Source organism: Paraburkholderia sp. GAS334, from assembly GCF_050436625.1.
Classification (GTDB): Bacteria; Pseudomonadota; Gammaproteobacteria; order Burkholderiales; family Burkholderiaceae; genus Paraburkholderia.
Window position 1 is genome coordinate 18,760 of record NZ_JBNDMO010000014.1, and the last position, 17,068, is coordinate 35,827.

Here is a 17,068-nt window from a genome sequence, read left to right on the forward strand (position 1 = left end):
GCTCCTGTATTTTTATTGAAATGGCTCTGAAGTTTAGAGCCAAACCTGATTATAGTCACAGCATGCGATGCAAAGGGGCGGCGCCCGCCGTTTTCCACCTGTTCCCGATAACCGGATGTGAAGGAGATGACCATGGCCGACAACAAAAACGCAGGACTTCAGGCCCGCAAGGACGCCGCTACGCCGCGCGGCGTAGGTGTCATGTGCGATTTCTACGCTGAGCGCGCCGAAAACGCCGAGCTGTGGGATATCGAAGGCCGCCGCTTCATCGACTTTGCCGCTGGCATTGCCGTCACGAACACGGGCCATCGTCATCCGAAGATCGTTGCGGCGATCCGCGAGCAGCTTGAACATTTCACGCACACCGCGTATCAGATCGTGCCGTACGCGTCGTACGTCGAGCTCGCCGAAAAGATCAACGCCCGCGCGCCTGGTGATTACCCGAAGAAAACCGCATTCTTTACGACCGGTGCAGAAGCCGTCGAAAACGCCATCAAGATTGCGCGTGCGGCGACCGGCCGTCCGGGCGTCATCGCGTTCACGGGTGGCTTTCATGGCCGCACGCTGATGGGTATGGCGCTGACCGGCAAGGTCGCGCCGTACAAGATCGGCTTCGGACCGTTCCCGTCGGACGTCTTCCACGCACCGTTCCCGAATCCGCTGCACGGAGTCACAACCGCCGATTCGCTGCGGGCTATCGAGCATCTGTTCAAGGCCGATATCGATCCGAAGCGCGTCGCGGCGATCATTTTCGAACCGGTGCAGGGCGAAGGCGGCTTCTATGCCGCGCCGGCTGAGTTCGTGCGCGCGTTGCGCAAGCTGTGCACGCAGCACGGCATCCTGCTGATCGCCGACGAAGTGCAAACCGGCTTCGCACGTACCGGCAAGCTGTTCGCGATGCATCACCACGACGTCGTGCCCGATCTGATGACGATCGCGAAGAGCCTCGCTGGCGGCATGCCGCTGTCGGGTGTGGTCGGTCGCGCCGACATCATGGACGCGCCTGCGCCGGGCGGTCTGGGTGGCACGTATGCAGGCAATCCGCTGGCACTCGCCGCAGCGCACGCCGTGCTCGACATCATCGATGAAGAAAATCTGTGCGACCGCGCCACTGTGCTGGGCGATCGCCTGAAGGCAAAGCTCATCGCGCTGCAAGGTGAAGTACCGCAGATCGCCGATGTGCGCGGTCCCGGCGGCATGGTCGCGGTCGAGTTCTTCAAGGCCGGCACGCGTGAGCCGGATGCCGATTTCGCGAAGCGCGTGCAGACGCGCGCGCTCGAACGCGGTTTGCTGCTGCTCACGTGCGGCGTGTATTCGAACGTGATTCGCTTCCTGTTCCCGCTCACGATTCAGGACGCCGTGTTCGACGAAGCACTGGCGATTCTCGAAGGCGTGTTGAAGGAAACGGTCGGCATTGCCGCGTAATCCGCGATTTTCCCAGACAGGCACGGGCGAAAACACATGACGAACAAGGCATTTGAAAACCTGAAGGATCCGACGCTGCTGCGCACGGAAGCCTTCATCGCAGGCAGCTGGCAACAGGCGGATGACGATAGGACGTTCGACGTCGTCAACCCGGCGACGGGCGAGCGCATCGCAAAAGTGCCGCGCATGGGCACGCAGGAAACGCGTCGCGCGATCGAGGCGGCGAATACGGCGTGGCCCGCATGGCGCGCGAAAACGGGCAAGGAGCGTGCTGCAATTCTGCGCAAGTGGTACGAGCTGATGCTCGCGAACGCCGACGATCTCGCGCTGATCCTGACCACCGAGCAAGGCAAGCCGCTTGCCGAAGCCAAAGGCGAGATCGCTTACGCGGCATCGTTCCTCGAATGGTTCGGCGAAGAAGCGAAGCGCATCAACGGCGACACGATTCCGACGCCGGCGGCCGACAAACGCATCGTCGTGACGAAGGAACCGATCGGCGTGTGCGCCGCGATCACGCCGTGGAATTTCCCGGCTGCAATGATCACGCGTAAGGTTGGCCCGGCGCTCGCCGCCGGCTGTCCGATCATCGTGAAGCCGGCCGAAGCCACGCCGCTGTCGGCCTTCGCGCTTGCCGTGCTCGCGGAACGCGCTGGCGTCCCTGCGGGCATCTTCAGCGTGCTGACGGGTGATCCGAAAGCCATCGGCGCCGAGATGACCGGCAACCCGATCGTGCGCAAGCTCTCGTTCACGGGTTCGACACCGGTTGGGCGTCTGTTGATGGCGCAGTGCGCGCCGACGGTGAAGAAGGTCTCGCTCGAACTCGGCGGCAACGCGCCGTTCATCGTGTTCGACGATGCCGATCTCGATGCGGCTGTTGCAGGCGCGATCGCGTCGAAGTATCGCAACAGCGGACAGACGTGCGTGTGCACGAATCGCTTCTACGTGCATGACCGCGTTTATGACGCGTTTGCGGCGAAACTGCGCGATGCGGTTGCGGGCCTGAAGGTCGGCATCGGCACCGACGCAGGCGTGACGCAGGGACCGCTGATCAACGAAGCGGCAGTGCTCAAGGTCGAGTCGCATATCGAAGATGCGCTCGCTAAAGGCGCACGCATCGTCACTGGCGGCAAACGGCACGCGCTGGGTCATGGCTTCTTCGAACCGACGATTCTCGCCGACGTCACACCCGCGATGAAAGTCGCGCGCGACGAAACGTTCGGTCCGCTGGCACCGCTGTTCCGTTTCTCATCAGACGAAGAAGTGATCCGCCTTGCGAACGACACCGAGTTCGGTCTTGCGGCGTATTTCTTCAGCCGCGATATCGGCCGCGTGTGGCGCGTCGCTGAAGCGCTCGAATACGGCATGGTCGGTATCAACACCGGACTGATTTCGAACGAAGTCGCGCCGTTTGGTGGCGTCAAGCAGTCGGGGCTGGGGCGTGAAGGCTCGCACTACGGCGTCGACGATTACGTCGTCATCAAGTACATGTGTATTGGCGGCATTTAAGTCAGACGTTGAAGTTGAACCGCGCATGCATGACACACATGCATGCGCGGTTTAAACGCTCATTCACCCAGGCCGGAAACCTGGTCGGCGTGATACGACGATCGTACCAGCGGCCCTGCGACTACCTCGCGAAATCCCAGCTTCATGCCCGCCTCGCGCAATACGTCGAACGTGTCCGGCGGCATATAGCGTCGCACGGGCATATGAAACCGCGACGGCGCAAGATACTGCCCGATCGTCAGAATATCGACGCCATGCGCGCGAATATCCTGCATGGTGCGCAGCAGTTCGTCATCGGTTTCGCCGAGACCGGCCATCAATCCGGACTTCGTGATCACAGACGGATTCGCCCGTTTCACACGCGCCAGCAGTTCGAGCGATCCATCATAATCCGCGCCCGCGCGTGCTGCGCGATACAACGACGGCACAGTTTCGATGTTGTGGTTGAACACATCCGGCCATACCGCTTCGAACGCGGCCAGTGCCCGATCGATTCGCCCGCGAAAATCCGGCGTCAGCACTTCAACGCGGATTCCCGGCATGCGCTCACGAATCAGCGTAATGCAGCGCGCGAAATGTGCCGCACCGCCATCGCGCAGATCGTCACGATCCACTGAAGTAATCACGACGTAGCGCAAGCCAAGCGCCGCAACGACATCGGCAAGACGCTCAGGCTCGTTCGGATCGAGCGCCTCGGGCCGCCCATGTGCCACGTCACAGAACGCACAGCGACGCGTACAGATCCCTCCCATGATCATGAACGTTGCCGTGCGCTGCGCGAAACACTCGCCGATGTTCGGGCACATCGCCTCCTCGCACACCGAATGCAGACGATGCTCGCGCAAGACCGTCGCCATACTCGCGACGGTTTCGCTCATCATCGGCTTTGCGTGCAGCCATGGGGGTTTCTGCAAGGCCCTGTTCGCACCTTCGGTGACGGGCACGATCTTCACGGGGATGCGGGCCAGCTTCTCGCGGCTACGCAACCCGTGTTGACCGAGCGCCGTCGTGCTCTGATTCGGGAGCGCGGCGCTCATCGTCATGACCCGAAGAAGTCGTTGAGCAGGCGGTTCACTTCCGAGGCGGCTTCCATCTGCACCATATGCCCCTTCCCCGCGATGATGTGGACGTGCGTGGTCGCGGGCAACCCTTCTGCGTGACGCGCAGGAATGATCTGATCTTCGCTGCCCCAGATCACGAGCGTGCGCGGCGCAAGTTTCTCCAGCTGGTCGCGATAGTTCCGTTGCTGCACGCCGCCTTCAAACGCCGACGCCGAAATCTTCTGCAGCGCATCGCCGACACCCTCAAGCCGCTTGTACTTGACGATATCTTCCACGAGCTGGCGCGTGACCAGCGATCCGTCCGCGAACAGCTTCGTCAGATGTGGCTTCAGCGTGTTGCGGCTGTTGCCCGCAGCAAAGCCTTCGATGTATTCGCGGTTGATCTCTTCACCGAGTCCCGCGCCGCTTATCAACGCAAGCGAAGCGACACGCTGTGGCGCGCGCGCCGCGACGGTCATGGCGATGAGTGCGCCCATCGAATGTCCGACGAGATGCGCCCGCTCGATCTTACGATCGTCGAGAAATGCGATGACGCTGTCGGCCAGTTCGTCTGCGCTGCCGGTGTCGATCGTCTTGCCCGACTCGCCGTGACCCGGCAGATCGAGCGCCCACACCGCGCGATGTGCGGCGAGATCCGCGTGATTGAAGAGCCAGTTGTTCAGATCGCCACCAAAGCCGTGAATCAGCACCACGGGCGTGCCACCGTCGCCGAGCTTCAGGTAACGCACCGTACGTCCGCCGATCTGCGCTTTCTCCGGCTGCGGACCCGATTCGCCGTCCGCGGCCGTCGGCGGTACGAAGTCGCGCTGGAACGCTTCGACTGCGGCATCGATGTCGCTGTCGGGCGTTTCCACGTCGGCTACGACGCCAAGCAGCGCGCCGATCGGCAGCGTTTCGCCTTCCTGCGCGACCTGACGGCGCAACGTGCCGTTGAACGCGCATTCCACGCCCGACGAAATCTTGTCGGTCTCCACGTCGAGCACTTCGTCGCCTTTACCGACCTTGTCGCCAACCGACTTCAACCAGCCGTTGACCTGTCCCTGCTCCATCGACAGGCCCCACTTGGGCATCGTAATCATGTGAATCGGCATTGCTCAGCTCCTTACTTTGCGCACAGCGGCGGCGATCTGGTCCGGCGAAGGGATATACATGTCTTCGAGCACGCCCGAAAACGGCACCGGCGTATGGGGTGCAGTCACGAGTTCGATCGGCGCCTTCAGTGAATGAAACGCACGCTCGGCAATGAGCGCGGAAATATCGGTCGCCATCGAGCAGCGCCGATTCGCTTCGTCCACGACGACCACGCGGCCTGTGCGTTCAGCGCTTTCGAGAATCGTGTCCTCATCCAGCGGTGACGTCGTGCGCAGATCGATCACGTCGACCTGAATGCCTTCTTTTGCGAGTTTTTCTGCGGCGTCCGTTGCGTAATGCACCATGCGGCCGTAGGTCACGATGGTTGCGTCATCACCTTCACGCACGACGTTCGCTTCGCCGAAAGGAATGGCATACGACTCTTCGGGTACATCGCCTTCACGGGTGTACAGCAGCTTGTGCTCGCAGAAAATGACCGGATCGTTATCGCGGATTGCCTGAATCAGCAGACCTTTCGCGTCGTACGGTGTCGACGGGCACACCACCTTGAGCCCAGGAATATGCGTGAACAGCGACGTCAACATCTGCGAATGCTGTGCCGCCGCGCGCAAACCCGCACCCTGCATCGCGCGTATAACAACAGGCGTCACCGCTTTGCCGCCGAACATATAGCGGAATTTCGCGGCCTGATTGAAGATCTGGTCGAAGCACACGCCCATGAAATCGATAAACATCAGTTCGGCCACGGGCCGTAACCCGCACGCCGCCGCGCCCACGGCCGCGCCGATATAACCGCCCTCCGAAAGCGGCGTATCGAGCACGCGCCCCGGATACTTGTGATAAAGCCCTTTGGTGACGCCGAGTACGCCGCCCCACGCATCCTGTTCGCCGGGCGAGCCGGCGCCGCCGGCGTTGTCTTCGCCCATCACGATGACGCTGTCGTCGCGCGCCATCTCCTGGCTCAAGGCTTCATTGATCGCCTGAGAAAATGTGATCTTCCGTGCCATGTCTGTCTCCTGTCGACCAGCGTTGACGCTTTAGCGTCTTACTCTGGTCCCATGCAAGATGGTTGCTGATTCGATCGGGTTCGTCCCGCACTGCAACGCGACGGTGTTACGGATACGACACGTAGACGTCGGTCAGCAGATCTTCCGCCGTGGGCATCGGCGCGGCCTTAGCCTCGCTGACGGCTGCGTCGATCAGCGTCTTGACCTTGGCGTCGACGCCACGCAGGTCGTCTCGCGTCACCATTTCCGCACGCAGGACGCGCTCTTCGAAACGCTTGAGGCAATCCTTCTCGTCACGCAGCTTCTGCACTTCGCCTGGTGCGCGATAAGTCTGCGCATCGCCTTCGAAATGCCCGAAATAGCGGGAGAATTTCACCTCGACCAGGGTCGGCCCGCCACCGCCACGTGCGCGTTCGATCGCTTCACCCAGCGCTTCGTGCACCGCGAAGAAATCGAAGCCATCGACAATCACGCCTGGCATGCCGAAGCCGCTCGCGCGATCGGCGATGTTGTCGGTGGCCACCGAATACGTCGATGACGTTGCTTCTGCATAGCCATTGTTTTCGGCAACGAAAATCACAGGCAGCCGCCACACCGAAGCGAGATTCATCGATTCGAAAATCACACCCTGATTCGACGCGCCGTCACCGAAGAAACACACGCCCACGCCGCCGGTCTTCTTCTGCTTCGCAGCAAGCGCCGCGCCGCACACGAGCGGCCCACCCGCGCCGACGATGCCGTTAGCGCCGAGCATGCCCTTCGACAGATCGGCGATATGCATCGAACCGCCTTTGCCGTGGCACACGCCCGTCCTGCGGCCATAAATCTCGGCCATCATGCCGCGCACGTCGACGCCCTTCGCGATGCAATGACCGTGTCCGCGATGAGTCGTTGCGACGTAATCGGCATCGTTGAGATGCAGCATCGTGCCGACTGCCGACGCCTCTTCGCCGGCATACAGGTGCACGAAACCCGGGATTTCTCCTGTCGCGAACTCGACGTGCAGACGTTCCTCGAATTCGCGGATCGTGCGCATCATTCGATACGCCTCCAGCAGTTCGTCCTTGCCCAACTGTGCTGAAACAGACATGGTGCGTCTCCTTGATTGATTTCACTGCCTGCTGCAATGAGCGCCGGACGAATGCAACCTGCTTCGTCCGGCGCCGACTCCTACAAACCGTCCTGCACTGCCACTTCACGTATCAGTTGCCGCGACGCCGAATAACGCAGCACACGTTCGACGTCGACCGTCAGCGGCCCTCTCCAGTCAAGCGACACTTCGTAACGGTCACCGCGTTCCAGTTCGATCTCGCGCTCGCCATCGAACGCCAGCGTTCCGTGTTCAGTGTGAAGCGGCGTCCATGCACCCACTTCGAGGCGCTCGCAGGTGCGCATCGTCACCTGATCCACGCGTCCCGGCGCAATCGGCGCGAAGATCGGCATGCCCGATTCGCCGGCACGTGCAAAGGTCAGATGCAATCCGTGCGACGCGGCGCGATCGACCGGTGCCCACGCACCGCCAATCGACGACAGGCCGATGCCGTCCGGCGCGGCGAACGTCAGAAAGAGGGTTTCGATGTCCGCGGGTTCCGAGACCGCGCGTGCGCCGACAAAGCGCTGACGACTCACACAGACATCGACGAGCGCGATCTCTTCGCGTCCACGATTCGGACCTTCGACACAACGCACGAGAAGCCGCTTGTTACGCACCAGCGCGACATCTGGCGGCACGGCGCGCGATGCGACGAGTGCGCCAGCAAGACCCGCGACCGTCGCTTCACGCAGATCCGGAAACGCGTTGTTGGTGCCGGTTGAAAGCGTCAACAACGGCACGTCGCCGCAATGCGCAGCGGCCGCGCGATGCGTGCCGTCACCACCAAGCACCGCAATGAGGCCGACGCCTTCGCCAACCATATGCGCCACGCCAGCGTGCGTATCGGCAACGCTGTCCGTGAATGGCAACGCGAGAAATTCGACCTCGGGCCAGCGCTGACGTGGGGCGATCGCTTTGTGCGTTTCGATCGCGCGCAGCAGGAGCGCCGAAACGCCCGTCTTGTCGCGCAGTGTGAGCACGCGTTCGACGCCAAGCGCACCGAGACCCGCAAGCAGACGCACGACCATGTTGGCCTTTTCTGCCGTCGGAAAGACGGACGCGTGCGTCGTGAGGCGCCGGATATCGCGGCCTGATGCAGGATTCGCAATCACGCCAACGGTGACGGGAAGTGACACGGGCTTGTCTCCTGTCCGCGTGTTCGCGGACCTGTTTTCCGGGAAACGCGATTTTCGCTTCGGTGCAGGGAGACTCTGCAAAGGGTGTGCCAATACGCAATCAGGAAGTGTGGATGCAAGGAAAAGCCCGTGTTTAAAGGGCTCTGCGCAATCAGGCGTGCTTCGCAGCCGCCATGCGGTCGCACACGCTGCAACGCGTGCTGCGCCTCGTCGTCTCATCAATGGAGAAGCACGCGTTCTCACGCAACATGAAAGCGGGCCCGCATGCCTTACAGGGCATACGATTGCCGCTGAACAAGACCGTCTCACAGTATGTTGAGACAAACGTCTCACGCATCTCCCGTGCTGCAGTGCAGTGTGATTGCGATTTCGAGTTGTGCTACAAGAACGTACCGGAACCCTCCAGCGCTGCTCGACGGGGAGTCGACCATGCCTTACGTTTCACAAACACAGCACGTCGATCGCGTGCGCGGCGCCATTGAAGGGCGTCTACCCGCGCCCGCAGGCTCGCCGCGCCTTGTCTCTTCATGGCAGCGCTCCTTCGAAACCTGGCAGCTCGATCCCGGCTCGGCCATCGGTCCGCGCGTCCTCACATCTTCTGAACTACGCGAAATTCAGGGCAAGGAAGAAGCCTTCCTGCGCGCGTCCGGACAATGTCTGTCGCGGCTGCATGACATGATTCGTGTCGCCGACTACTGCGTGATGCTGACCGACGCGCACGGCGTGACGATCGATTACCGGATCGATCGCGAGCGACGCAGTCATTTCAAGCATGCCGGCCTGTATATCGGCTCATGCTGGTCCGAACGGGAGGAAGGCACCTGCGGCGTCGCCAATGTGCTGACGGATCTCGCGCCGATCACCGTGCACAAGACCGATCACTTTCGCGCCGCGTTCACCACGCTGACGTGTAGCGCCGCGCCGATTTTCGCGCCTGCTGGCGAACTGATCGGCGTGCTCGATGCGTCAGCGGTTCAGTCGCCCGATAACCGCGACAGCCAGCGGCTCGTGTTCCAGCTGGTACGTCAAAGCGCCGGTCTCATCGAAGACGGCTACTTCCTGAACCAGACCACGCAGCACTGGATTCTCTTCGGTCATCAAAGCCGCAACTTCGTCGAGGCGCAGCCGGAACTGCTGATCGCCTTCGACGAATGCGGCAACATTGCGACGGCCAACCGCAAGGCGCGCGAGTGCATTCCTGGCCTCGACGCGCCGCGTCACATCGACGATATCTTCGATACCTCCGATATCCATCTCCACGACCTTGCACGCACCGGTGCGATCGTCGGGCTGCGCCTGCGTGCAACGGGCGCGACGCTTTACGCGCGCATCCGCGCACCGATGCGTCGTCCTGTCCGCATGGCGACGGCAGCGGCGCCGCGCGAATCGCAAGCGGAAAGTCATCTCGGCACGATGAGCCGTTTCCTGCATAGCGTCGATACACGTATCGCGCAGAACGCGCAGGTCGCGCTACGCATCGTCGGAAAGCATCTGCCGATCCTGATCCTCGGTGAAACCGGTGTCGGCAAGGAAGTGTTCGCGCGTGCGATTCACGATTCAGGCGCACGTTGTGCGCGGCCTTTCGTTGCGGTGAATTGCGCGGCGATTCCTGAATCGCTGATCGAAAGCGAACTGTTCGGCTATGCGCCCGGTGCATTCACCGGTGCACGCAGCCGCGGCGCGCGCGGCAAGATCGCGATGGCGAGTGGTGGCACGTTGTTCCTTGATGAAATCGGCGACATGCCGCTCAGTCTGCAGACGCGTCTGCTGCGCGTGCTGGCAGAAGGCGAGGTCGTGCCGTTGGGAGGTGACGTGCCGGTGCGCGTGGATATCGACGTCATCTGCGCGACGCACCGCAGCCTCACGGAGATGGTGGACGAAGGTGCGTTTCGCGAAGACCTGTTTTACCGTTTGAGCGGCGCGACGCTGACGATGCCGCCGCTACGCGAACGCGCGGACGTTCGCGATGTAATCGAAGCGGTGTTTGACGAAGAAGCGCAAAGCGCTGGCCACGTGCTGACGCTCGACCCGCATCTTGCGGAACGGCTTGGCACGCTCGCGTGGCCAGGCAATATCCGGCAGTTGCGCAACGTGCTGCGCTACGCGTGCGCGGTGTGCGATTCGTCGCGGGTCGAATTGCGGCACGTTTCGCCTGATATGGCCGCCCTCCTTTCACCCGATGCCAGACACGAACTGTCGCACGATTCTGCGTCAGGCGACGAACGCGCACGCATTATCGAAGCGCTCACGCGACAGCACTGGCGACCCAACGCAGCCGCGCAGGCGTTAGGCATGTCGCGCGCGACGCTGTACCGGCGAATGACGAAGCTGAAGATCGTCGGGCCACACCGCAGCTAAAGCGAATCACATCACGCCGCGTTGAGCGTCGCGACACGTTGCGCGAGCGTTCTCAGGCGCTCGCGCAGTTCGAGCGGCTCCAGTACCTGCACGTGCCCCGCGAGCGAAAGGAGCTGCTCGACGGCGTAATCGAAGCCTTCGACCGGCAGCGTAACGTCCTGCCAGCCGTCCTTGGCTATCGGTCCGAAAAGCGCCTGCTCTTCGGCCGCCGCGCCGAGGCGATGCAAACGCGCCACACCTTCCGGTGACAGGCGCAGTGTCGCGACACCCGTCAGCAGACCTTTTTCGAACGCCGCGACGGCGGCCGACCATTCGGCACGCAGATCGAACGAAGCAGGATGCTCGAACGTCTCGTCGAGCACCGTGAGATGCGTGATGCTGGCGACCTTGTAGATGCGCATCTGGCGGCGCACGCGCGCGAGCACGTACCAGTCGCCCGCTTTCAGCACGAGGCCGAGCGGATCACGCGTGCGATGACCGCTGTTCTGCCAGCTCTCGTAGTGCATCGTGATACGTTTCTGTTCCCACACGGCGCTGGCCAGCACCGGCAGCAGCGGTGTTGGGGCAGGACGCCTGTACCAGCCAACCGCATCGATGTGCAGCCGGGAACCGATCCGCGATGCGTCCTGCGCGGCATCCGGCACGGCCGCAATCAGCTTCAATTGAGCAGCACGTAGCTGATCCGTCAGGCCAAGATCCGACGCCGCGCCGCTCAAGCCGGCAATCGACAGGGTCTCGGCTTCGGCCCGGGTGATCCCGGTCAACCGCGTGCGATACCCATCGAGCAACGCGAATCCGCCGCCCGGCCCGCGATCCGCATACACCGGAATGCCTGCGGCGCTCAGTTGATCGATGTCGCGATACACCGTGCGAATCGATATTTCGAATTCTTCGGCGAGCGCCTGCGCTGTCACGCGGCCTTTCACCTGCAATAGCAGCAACATCGACACCAGCCGGCTCGTTCGCACATTCGACCTCGCGCTCTCTCTCTGTCTGTTGCATCCGATATCCTGACATGGTTTGTCAGCTATTAACGATTATAACGATAGAGACAGGCGGCCCGACCCACGGAGCATCACGCCGTTACTTCAAAGGATCGTTACGCATGAGTTCAACTTCCGCAGTTGAAACGGGAACCAGAAACGGCCATCTGACCGTCATGCAAGGCGCGGCGCTGTACGTCGGCGCTGTGCTGGGCACAGGCGTCATCGCGCTTCCCGCGCTCGCTGCACAGGCTGCCGGGCCTGCTTCGCTGCTCGCGTGGCTCGGACTCGTGCTGCTGTCGGTGCCACTCGCCGCGACCTTCGCCGCACTTGGCGCGCGATTTCCGGACGCGGGCGGCGTGTCCACTTATGTACGCAATGCGTTTGGGCCTCGTGCGGCGGCCGTCGTCGGCTGGTGCTTCTATTTCGCGGTGCCAGCCGGATCGCCCGCTGCAGCGATGTTTGGCGGCGCCTACGCGGCGGCGGCGTTCGGCGGCGGACAGGAAACCGTCATCGCCACTGCGGCCGCCCTCACGCTCATCGTGACTGCGGCCAATCTCTTCGGTCTGCAGGTGTCCGGTCGTCTGCAGCTCGTTCTCGCAGCATTGCTCGTCGCGCTGCTGTTGACAGCGGTGGCCGCGTCGGTGCCGCATGCGCACGCGGCCAACCTGCATCCTTTCGCGCCGCATGGCTGGTTCGCCATCGCGCCTGCCGCCGCGCTGCTTGTATGGCGTTTCGCGGGCTGGGAAGCGGTCACGCATCTCGCAGGCGAATTCCGCCATCCACGGCGCGATCTGCCACTCGCGGCGGGCATCGCGGTAGTCGTCGTCGGCGTGCTGTATATGGGCATCGCGACGGCGGGCATCCTGGTGCTCGGACCCGCCGCCGGCACTTCGAGCGCGCCGCTTGCGGAACTGCTCGCGCTCGGCATCGGCGGCAAGGTTCAGGTGCTCGCCGCTGCTGCGGCATTGCTGCTGACGCTTGGCACCATGAACGCCTATTACGCGGGCGCAGCCAAGCTCGGCGCTGCATTGGGGCGTGACGGCGCGCTACCTGCGTGGCTCGCGCACGGCAGTCGCGCGGGCGATGTGCCGCGTCGCAGTCTTGCGGTTATCGCGGGCCTGTCCGCGCTTGCACTGGCTGTCGTGGCGATGGTGGGCGTCGGCCCCCGGCCCCTCGTGCTGCTGACCACCGGTTCGTTCGTCACTGTGTATGCGCTCGGGACCGCCGCTGCGTTGCGGCTCCTTCCACGCGGAAGCTGGGCACATCGCTGCGCATTCATCGCGCTGGTTGCGGTCGCGGCGCTATTCGTCGCAACGGGATGGTATCTGCTGTGGCCGCTTGCGATAACAGGCTTCGCGCTCCTGTACCTGCGGGCGCAGGAACGTCCCCGCAACTGAATAAAAAAGCCCGTCGCTATGTGCGACGGGCTCTCCTTGCGTGGACCGGAAACGAAGCACTTACTTCGGTGTGACCTGTACGGCGGCCGCGGACACGAACACGGCATGCACGGTATCGCCCACCTTCACGCCGCTCAGATCGATATCAGGCCGCGCTTCGACGGTCTGCGTCTGATACGGCCCACGCAACGTGACCAGCCGCTTCTTGCGATCGATCTTCTGCACAGTAGCGAGAATCTCAATCCGACGCGCCGATTCGAAGCCGCCCGATGCAGGTTGATACACCTGCGTATCGACACGTTTGCGCAGGCCCGCATCCGGGCCCGTCACCTTGTCGGCCGTGAGCAGTAGTGCGTTCTTGTACAGCACGTCGACGCTATCGCCTACCTTGAGCCTGTCGAAATCCGTCACCTGCTCGCTCACCACGACGATGACCACATTGCCCGCCGAGCCTTTCAACGTCAGCGTACGCGAGGCGGGTTCGATGCCGATGATCTGTGCTTTCATGTGAACCGGGTGTACCGCCTCGATCACGCTCTGCGCCTGACTCGCGAGCGAGTCCTCCGCCCACACGGGTTGCGTGACGGCCAGCGTCAGCAGCAAGGCTGTTCCAATGGTCGCTACCTTCATCGAATGTTCTCCTTTGAAAGACGGGTCCAGCGCTTTTGAATCAGATGCACGGCGGGTTTTGACGGCAAGAAACGGCACAATCGAATGGATCATGCTCACGACCGAAACAGTCGACGGCCTCAGGCGAAACGATTGTACAGATGAAGCGTGAAGCGAAGTCTTTGAAGCATCGAGCATAAAAAAAGGGAACCGCGTACGGGTTCCCTCGTGTGCCCTGAAAAGCCGTCTGGCGCGACGGACCCTTAAACGCGTTCGATCGCGATCGCGATGCCCTGCCCGACGCCGATGCACATCGTGCACAGCGCAAAGCGGCCCTTCGTGCGTTGCAACTGATACATCGCGGTCGTGACCAGACGCGCACCGCTCATGCCGAGCGGGTGGCCCAACGCAATCGCACCGCCGTTCGCGTTCACGCGTGCATCATCGTCGGCAACGCCGAGCATGCGCAGCACCGCCAGGCCTTGCGACGCGAAGGCTTCGTTCAGTTCGATCACGTCAAACTGGTCGATGGTCATGCCAAGGCGTGCGAGCAGCTTCTGCGTTGCCGGTGCCGGTCCGATGCCCATCACGCGCGGCGCCACGCCTGCGGTCGCGACGCCGAGCACACGTGCGCGCGGTACGAGGCCAAAACGCTTTGCGGTTTCTTCATTGGCGAGCAGCAAGGCTGCTGCGCCATCGTTCACGCCCGATGCATTGCCCGCTGTCACCGTGCCATCGGGGCGCACAACGCCCTTCAGTTTAGCCAGCGTTTCGACGCTGGTTTCGCGCGGATGCTCGTCCTGCGACACGATCACCGGATCGCCCTTCTTTTGCGCAACCGACACCGACACGATTTCCTGCGCGAGCGTGCCGTCGCGTTGGGCACGGGCCGCTTTCTGCTGGCTGCGCACTGCGAACGCATCCTGATCGGCACGACTGACCCCGTAATCCTGCGCGACGTTTTCACCGGTTTCCGGCATCGAATCGACACCGTATAGCTGCTTCATCAGCTTGTTGACGAAGCGCCAGCCGATCGTCGTATCGTAGATCGCCGCTTCGCGCGAGAAGGCGCTGCTGGCCTTGTTCATCACGAACGGCGCGCGGCTCATGCTTTCTACACCACCCGCCACCATCAATGCCGCCTCGCCCGATTTGATCGCGCGCGCCGCGATACCGACTGCGTCCATGCCCGAACCGCACAGACGATTGACCGTGGAGCCCGGGACGTCCATCGGCAAACCCGCGAGCAGCAGGGACATGCGCGCGACGTTACGGTTGTCTTCACCGGCCTGATTGGCGCAGCCGTAGATCACATCGTCGATGGCCGACCAGTCGACGTCCTTGTTGCGTTCCATCAGCGCCTTGAGCGGCACCGCGCCCAGGTCGTCGGCGCGAACCGACGACAACGCGCCCGCATAGCGGCCGATCGGCGTACGAATTGCATCGCACAGGAAAGCTTCAGTCATGTGGTGTCTCCAGTTGTGAGCTGCGCCGCTTCGCATGTCCGGCCAGCAGCATGGCGCGAAATCCGCCCGCCAGCCGGGCATCGTTCACGATGAGCGGAACAGATTCCGTGAAGCCCCGCCGCGTTGCAACGGTGACATCCCACGCCGCTCATCGCGGGGCCGGAATGATCGGAATCGGGATCGAAATTGTTCTACATACGAACACAGTGTCGAATAGCGAACATCAAGGCTCAATAGTAGGGGTCAGCGGGAGCCCGTGTCAAGCCGCCCCTGGTTCAGGAAAGGGTATACGTGCAGCGCAAAATGTGCCGGAAAGCCGTTCTCCTCATCACGTACGCGGCAGCCAGGCCTTGAGCCACCCGAGCCCCGCCGACGTGCTCGCGCGCGGCCGGTATTCGCAACCGATCCATCCCTCGTAACCCAGCGAATCGATCAGTTCGAACAGATACGGGTAGTTGATTTCGCCGATATCCGGCTCATGCCGCTCGGGTACGCCCGCGATCTGGATGTGCCCAATGCGCGCCATATCGCGTCTGAGCTTCACGGCAAGATCGCCTTCAACGATCTGGCAGTGATAACAGTCGAACTGCACCTGCAGGTTCGCTGCACCGACTTCCGCGCAGATCGCCTGCGCGTCGTCCTGACGGTCAAGAAAATAGCCCGGCATATCACGCGTATTGATCGGCTCGATCACAACCGTGATGCCATCCGCCTGCGCGGCCTGCGCTGCGTACGCGAGATTCTTCAGATAAGTCTCTCGATGATCGAGCCGCGCCTTCAGTTCCGCGGCGGAAAATTCGTACGGGAACAACAATTCGACGCCCTTGAAGCCATCACGCGCCGCCGCGCCGAAACGATCCAGAAACGGGTGTTCGGTGTACATCATCGTGAGGTTGGCGGCAAAGCGCGGCATGGACCTGTCTCCTGCATGGCGGGTTTTCGTCCGTCTATCATACAAAGAGTTGCAGCCCTACACGCGGCCATACAAGGTGCTGCTGCCGCGAAGGTTGGCGAAATGCGGGCCATAGGCTATCGTCACGGCTTTCCAGGCAACTCCGCCGCCCATCGCTTTTCCCCTGAGGCACATGAGCAAAGCTCCTCACGCGTCCCCGCCGTTGTCCGCCAACGTCGCGGATACACCGGAAACACCCGAAAAGCCGGGCGATTCGTACGTGCAGTCGTTCGCACGCGGTCTCGCCGTGATCCGTGCGTTCAACGCCGAGCGGCCCGAACAGACGCTCACCGACGTCGCCGCCGCGGCCGGCCTCACGCGGGCGGGCGCGCGCCGCATCCTGCTCACGTTGCAGACACTCGGCTATGTCGAAACCGAAGGACGGCTTTTCCGGCTCACGCCGAAGATTCTCGATCTCGGCTTCGCGTATCTGACGTCGATGCCGTTCTGGAATCTCGCAGAACCGGTGATGGAGGAGCTGTCAGGGAAGGTGCATGAAAGCTGCTCGGCGGCCGTACTCGATCGAACGGAAATCGTCTACGTGCTGCGCGTGCCGACGCACAAGATCATGACGATCAACCTCTCGATCGGCAGCCGTTTGCCGGCCTATTGCACGTCGATGGGCCGCGTGCTGCTGTCCGCGCTCGACGACGAAACGCTCGACGCGACGCTCAGCTCCACGCCGCTCTATGCGCACACGCCACGCACGGTTACCGACAAGGAAGAGCTAAAGAAGCTGATCGCGCAGGTGCGCCGCCAGGGATGGGCGATTGTCGATCAGGAGCTGGAGGGGGGTCTGATTTCGCTGTCCGCGCCGATCCGCAACCGCCAGGGACGCGTGATCGCCGCGATGAATATCAGCGGCAACGCGCAGCGTAATTCTGCAAAGCAGATGGTGAAGGCGTTTCTCGAACCGCTGCAGCACGCGGCGCAGACGGTGTCGGAAATGGTCGCGCGACGCGGATAAACCGCGGTCGCGC

The 17,068-nt window shown here is 62.5% G+C and carries 14 protein-coding genes; 5 read left to right on the plus strand and 9 right to left on the minus strand.

The genetic code is table 11. The features are described from left to right. Nucleotides 1–126: 126 nt before the first annotated feature. Together P3T21_RS23610 and P3T21_RS23615 are read left to right on the plus strand one after the other, a co-directional pair. A complete protein-coding gene (locus P3T21_RS23610; RefSeq protein ID WP_429258371.1) occupies nucleotides 127–1,425 on the plus strand; it encodes a 4-aminobutyrate--2-oxoglutarate transaminase in 1,299 nt (432 codons plus the stop codon). Between the two features lie 36 nt (nucleotides 1,426–1,461). Continuing rightward, nucleotides 1,462–2,931, plus strand: coding sequence for an NAD-dependent succinate-semialdehyde dehydrogenase (locus tag P3T21_RS23615; RefSeq protein WP_429258372.1), 1,470 nt, complete (start codon nucleotides 1,462–1,464; stop codon nucleotides 2,929–2,931). A 59-nt stretch (nucleotides 2,932–2,990) separates the two neighbouring features. On the opposite strand, the gene lipA is transcribed toward P3T21_RS23615, so the two are convergent. The 5 genes from lipA to P3T21_RS23640 all read right to left on the minus strand — a co-directional run bounded on the left by lipA (nucleotide 2,991) and on the right by P3T21_RS23640 (nucleotide 8,320). Then, entirely contained in the window at nucleotides 2,991–3,968 is a 978-nt protein-coding gene (lipA, locus tag P3T21_RS23620; protein ID WP_429258373.1) for a lipoyl synthase, read from the minus strand. Between the two features lie 2 nt (nucleotides 3,969–3,970). Further along, nucleotides 3,971–5,083, minus strand: coding sequence for an acetoin dehydrogenase dihydrolipoyllysine-residue acetyltransferase subunit (locus P3T21_RS23625; protein ID WP_429258374.1), 1,113 nt, complete (start codon nucleotides 5,081–5,083; stop codon nucleotides 3,971–3,973). Between the two features lie 3 nt (nucleotides 5,084–5,086). Further along, a complete protein-coding gene (locus P3T21_RS23630) occupies nucleotides 5,087–6,091 on the minus strand; it encodes an alpha-ketoacid dehydrogenase subunit beta (RefSeq protein ID WP_429258375.1) in 1,005 nt (334 codons plus the stop codon). 106 nt (nucleotides 6,092–6,197) lie between these two features. After that, nucleotides 6,198–7,181, minus strand: coding sequence for a thiamine pyrophosphate-dependent dehydrogenase E1 component subunit alpha (locus tag P3T21_RS23635; RefSeq protein ID WP_429258376.1), 984 nt, complete (start codon nucleotides 7,179–7,181; stop codon nucleotides 6,198–6,200). A gap of 80 nt (nucleotides 7,182–7,261) precedes the next feature. Then, on the minus strand, nucleotides 7,262–8,320 hold the full coding sequence (locus P3T21_RS23640; protein WP_429258377.1) for an ATP-NAD kinase family protein: 1,059 nt from the start codon (nucleotides 8,318–8,320) through the stop codon (nucleotides 7,262–7,264). A 429-nt stretch (nucleotides 8,321–8,749) separates the two neighbouring features. On the opposite strand from P3T21_RS23640, the gene P3T21_RS23645 reads away from it, so the two are divergent. Further along, nucleotides 8,750–10,678, plus strand: coding sequence for a sigma-54-dependent Fis family transcriptional regulator (locus P3T21_RS23645; RefSeq protein WP_429258378.1), 1,929 nt, complete (start codon nucleotides 8,750–8,752; stop codon nucleotides 10,676–10,678). A gap of 11 nt (nucleotides 10,679–10,689) precedes the next feature. Here P3T21_RS23645 and P3T21_RS23650 read toward each other — a convergent pair whose 3' ends face one another. After that, complete coding sequence (locus tag P3T21_RS23650) at nucleotides 10,690–11,622, minus strand: helix-turn-helix transcriptional regulator (RefSeq protein ID WP_429258506.1); 933 nt, start codon at nucleotides 11,620–11,622, stop codon at nucleotides 10,690–10,692. Nucleotides 11,623–11,783: 161 nt separating this feature from the next. Here P3T21_RS23650 and P3T21_RS23655 point away from each other — a divergent pair, with 161 nt between their 5' ends. Continuing rightward, on the plus strand, nucleotides 11,784–13,061 hold the full coding sequence (locus P3T21_RS23655; protein ID WP_429258379.1) for an APC family permease: 1,278 nt from the start codon (nucleotides 11,784–11,786) through the stop codon (nucleotides 13,059–13,061). Between the two features lie 60 nt (nucleotides 13,062–13,121). Here P3T21_RS23655 and P3T21_RS23660 read toward each other — a convergent pair whose 3' ends face one another. The 3 genes from P3T21_RS23660 to P3T21_RS23670 all read right to left on the minus strand — a co-directional run bounded on the left by P3T21_RS23660 (nucleotide 13,122) and on the right by P3T21_RS23670 (nucleotide 16,049). After that, nucleotides 13,122–13,691 carry a hypothetical protein gene (locus P3T21_RS23660; protein WP_429258380.1) on the minus strand — a complete coding sequence of 190 codons (570 nt, stop codon included), beginning with the start codon at nucleotides 13,689–13,691 and terminating at the stop codon, nucleotides 13,122–13,124. A gap of 242 nt (nucleotides 13,692–13,933) precedes the next feature. Continuing rightward, entirely contained in the window at nucleotides 13,934–15,136 is a 1,203-nt protein-coding gene (gene pcaF / locus P3T21_RS23665) for a 3-oxoadipyl-CoA thiolase (protein ID WP_429258381.1), read from the minus strand. 328 nt (nucleotides 15,137–15,464) lie between these two features. Further along, nucleotides 15,465–16,049, minus strand: coding sequence for a hydroxypyruvate isomerase family protein (locus P3T21_RS23670; RefSeq protein ID WP_429258382.1), 585 nt, complete (start codon nucleotides 16,047–16,049; stop codon nucleotides 15,465–15,467). Between the two features lie 172 nt (nucleotides 16,050–16,221). Between P3T21_RS23670 and P3T21_RS23675 the strand changes: the two genes are divergently transcribed. Then, the gene (locus tag P3T21_RS23675; protein ID WP_429258383.1) at nucleotides 16,222–17,055 is read left to right on the plus strand and encodes an IclR family transcriptional regulator; all 834 of its coding nucleotides are present in this window, start codon (nucleotides 16,222–16,224) and stop codon (nucleotides 17,053–17,055) included. Nucleotides 17,056–17,068: the final 13 nt, after the last annotated feature.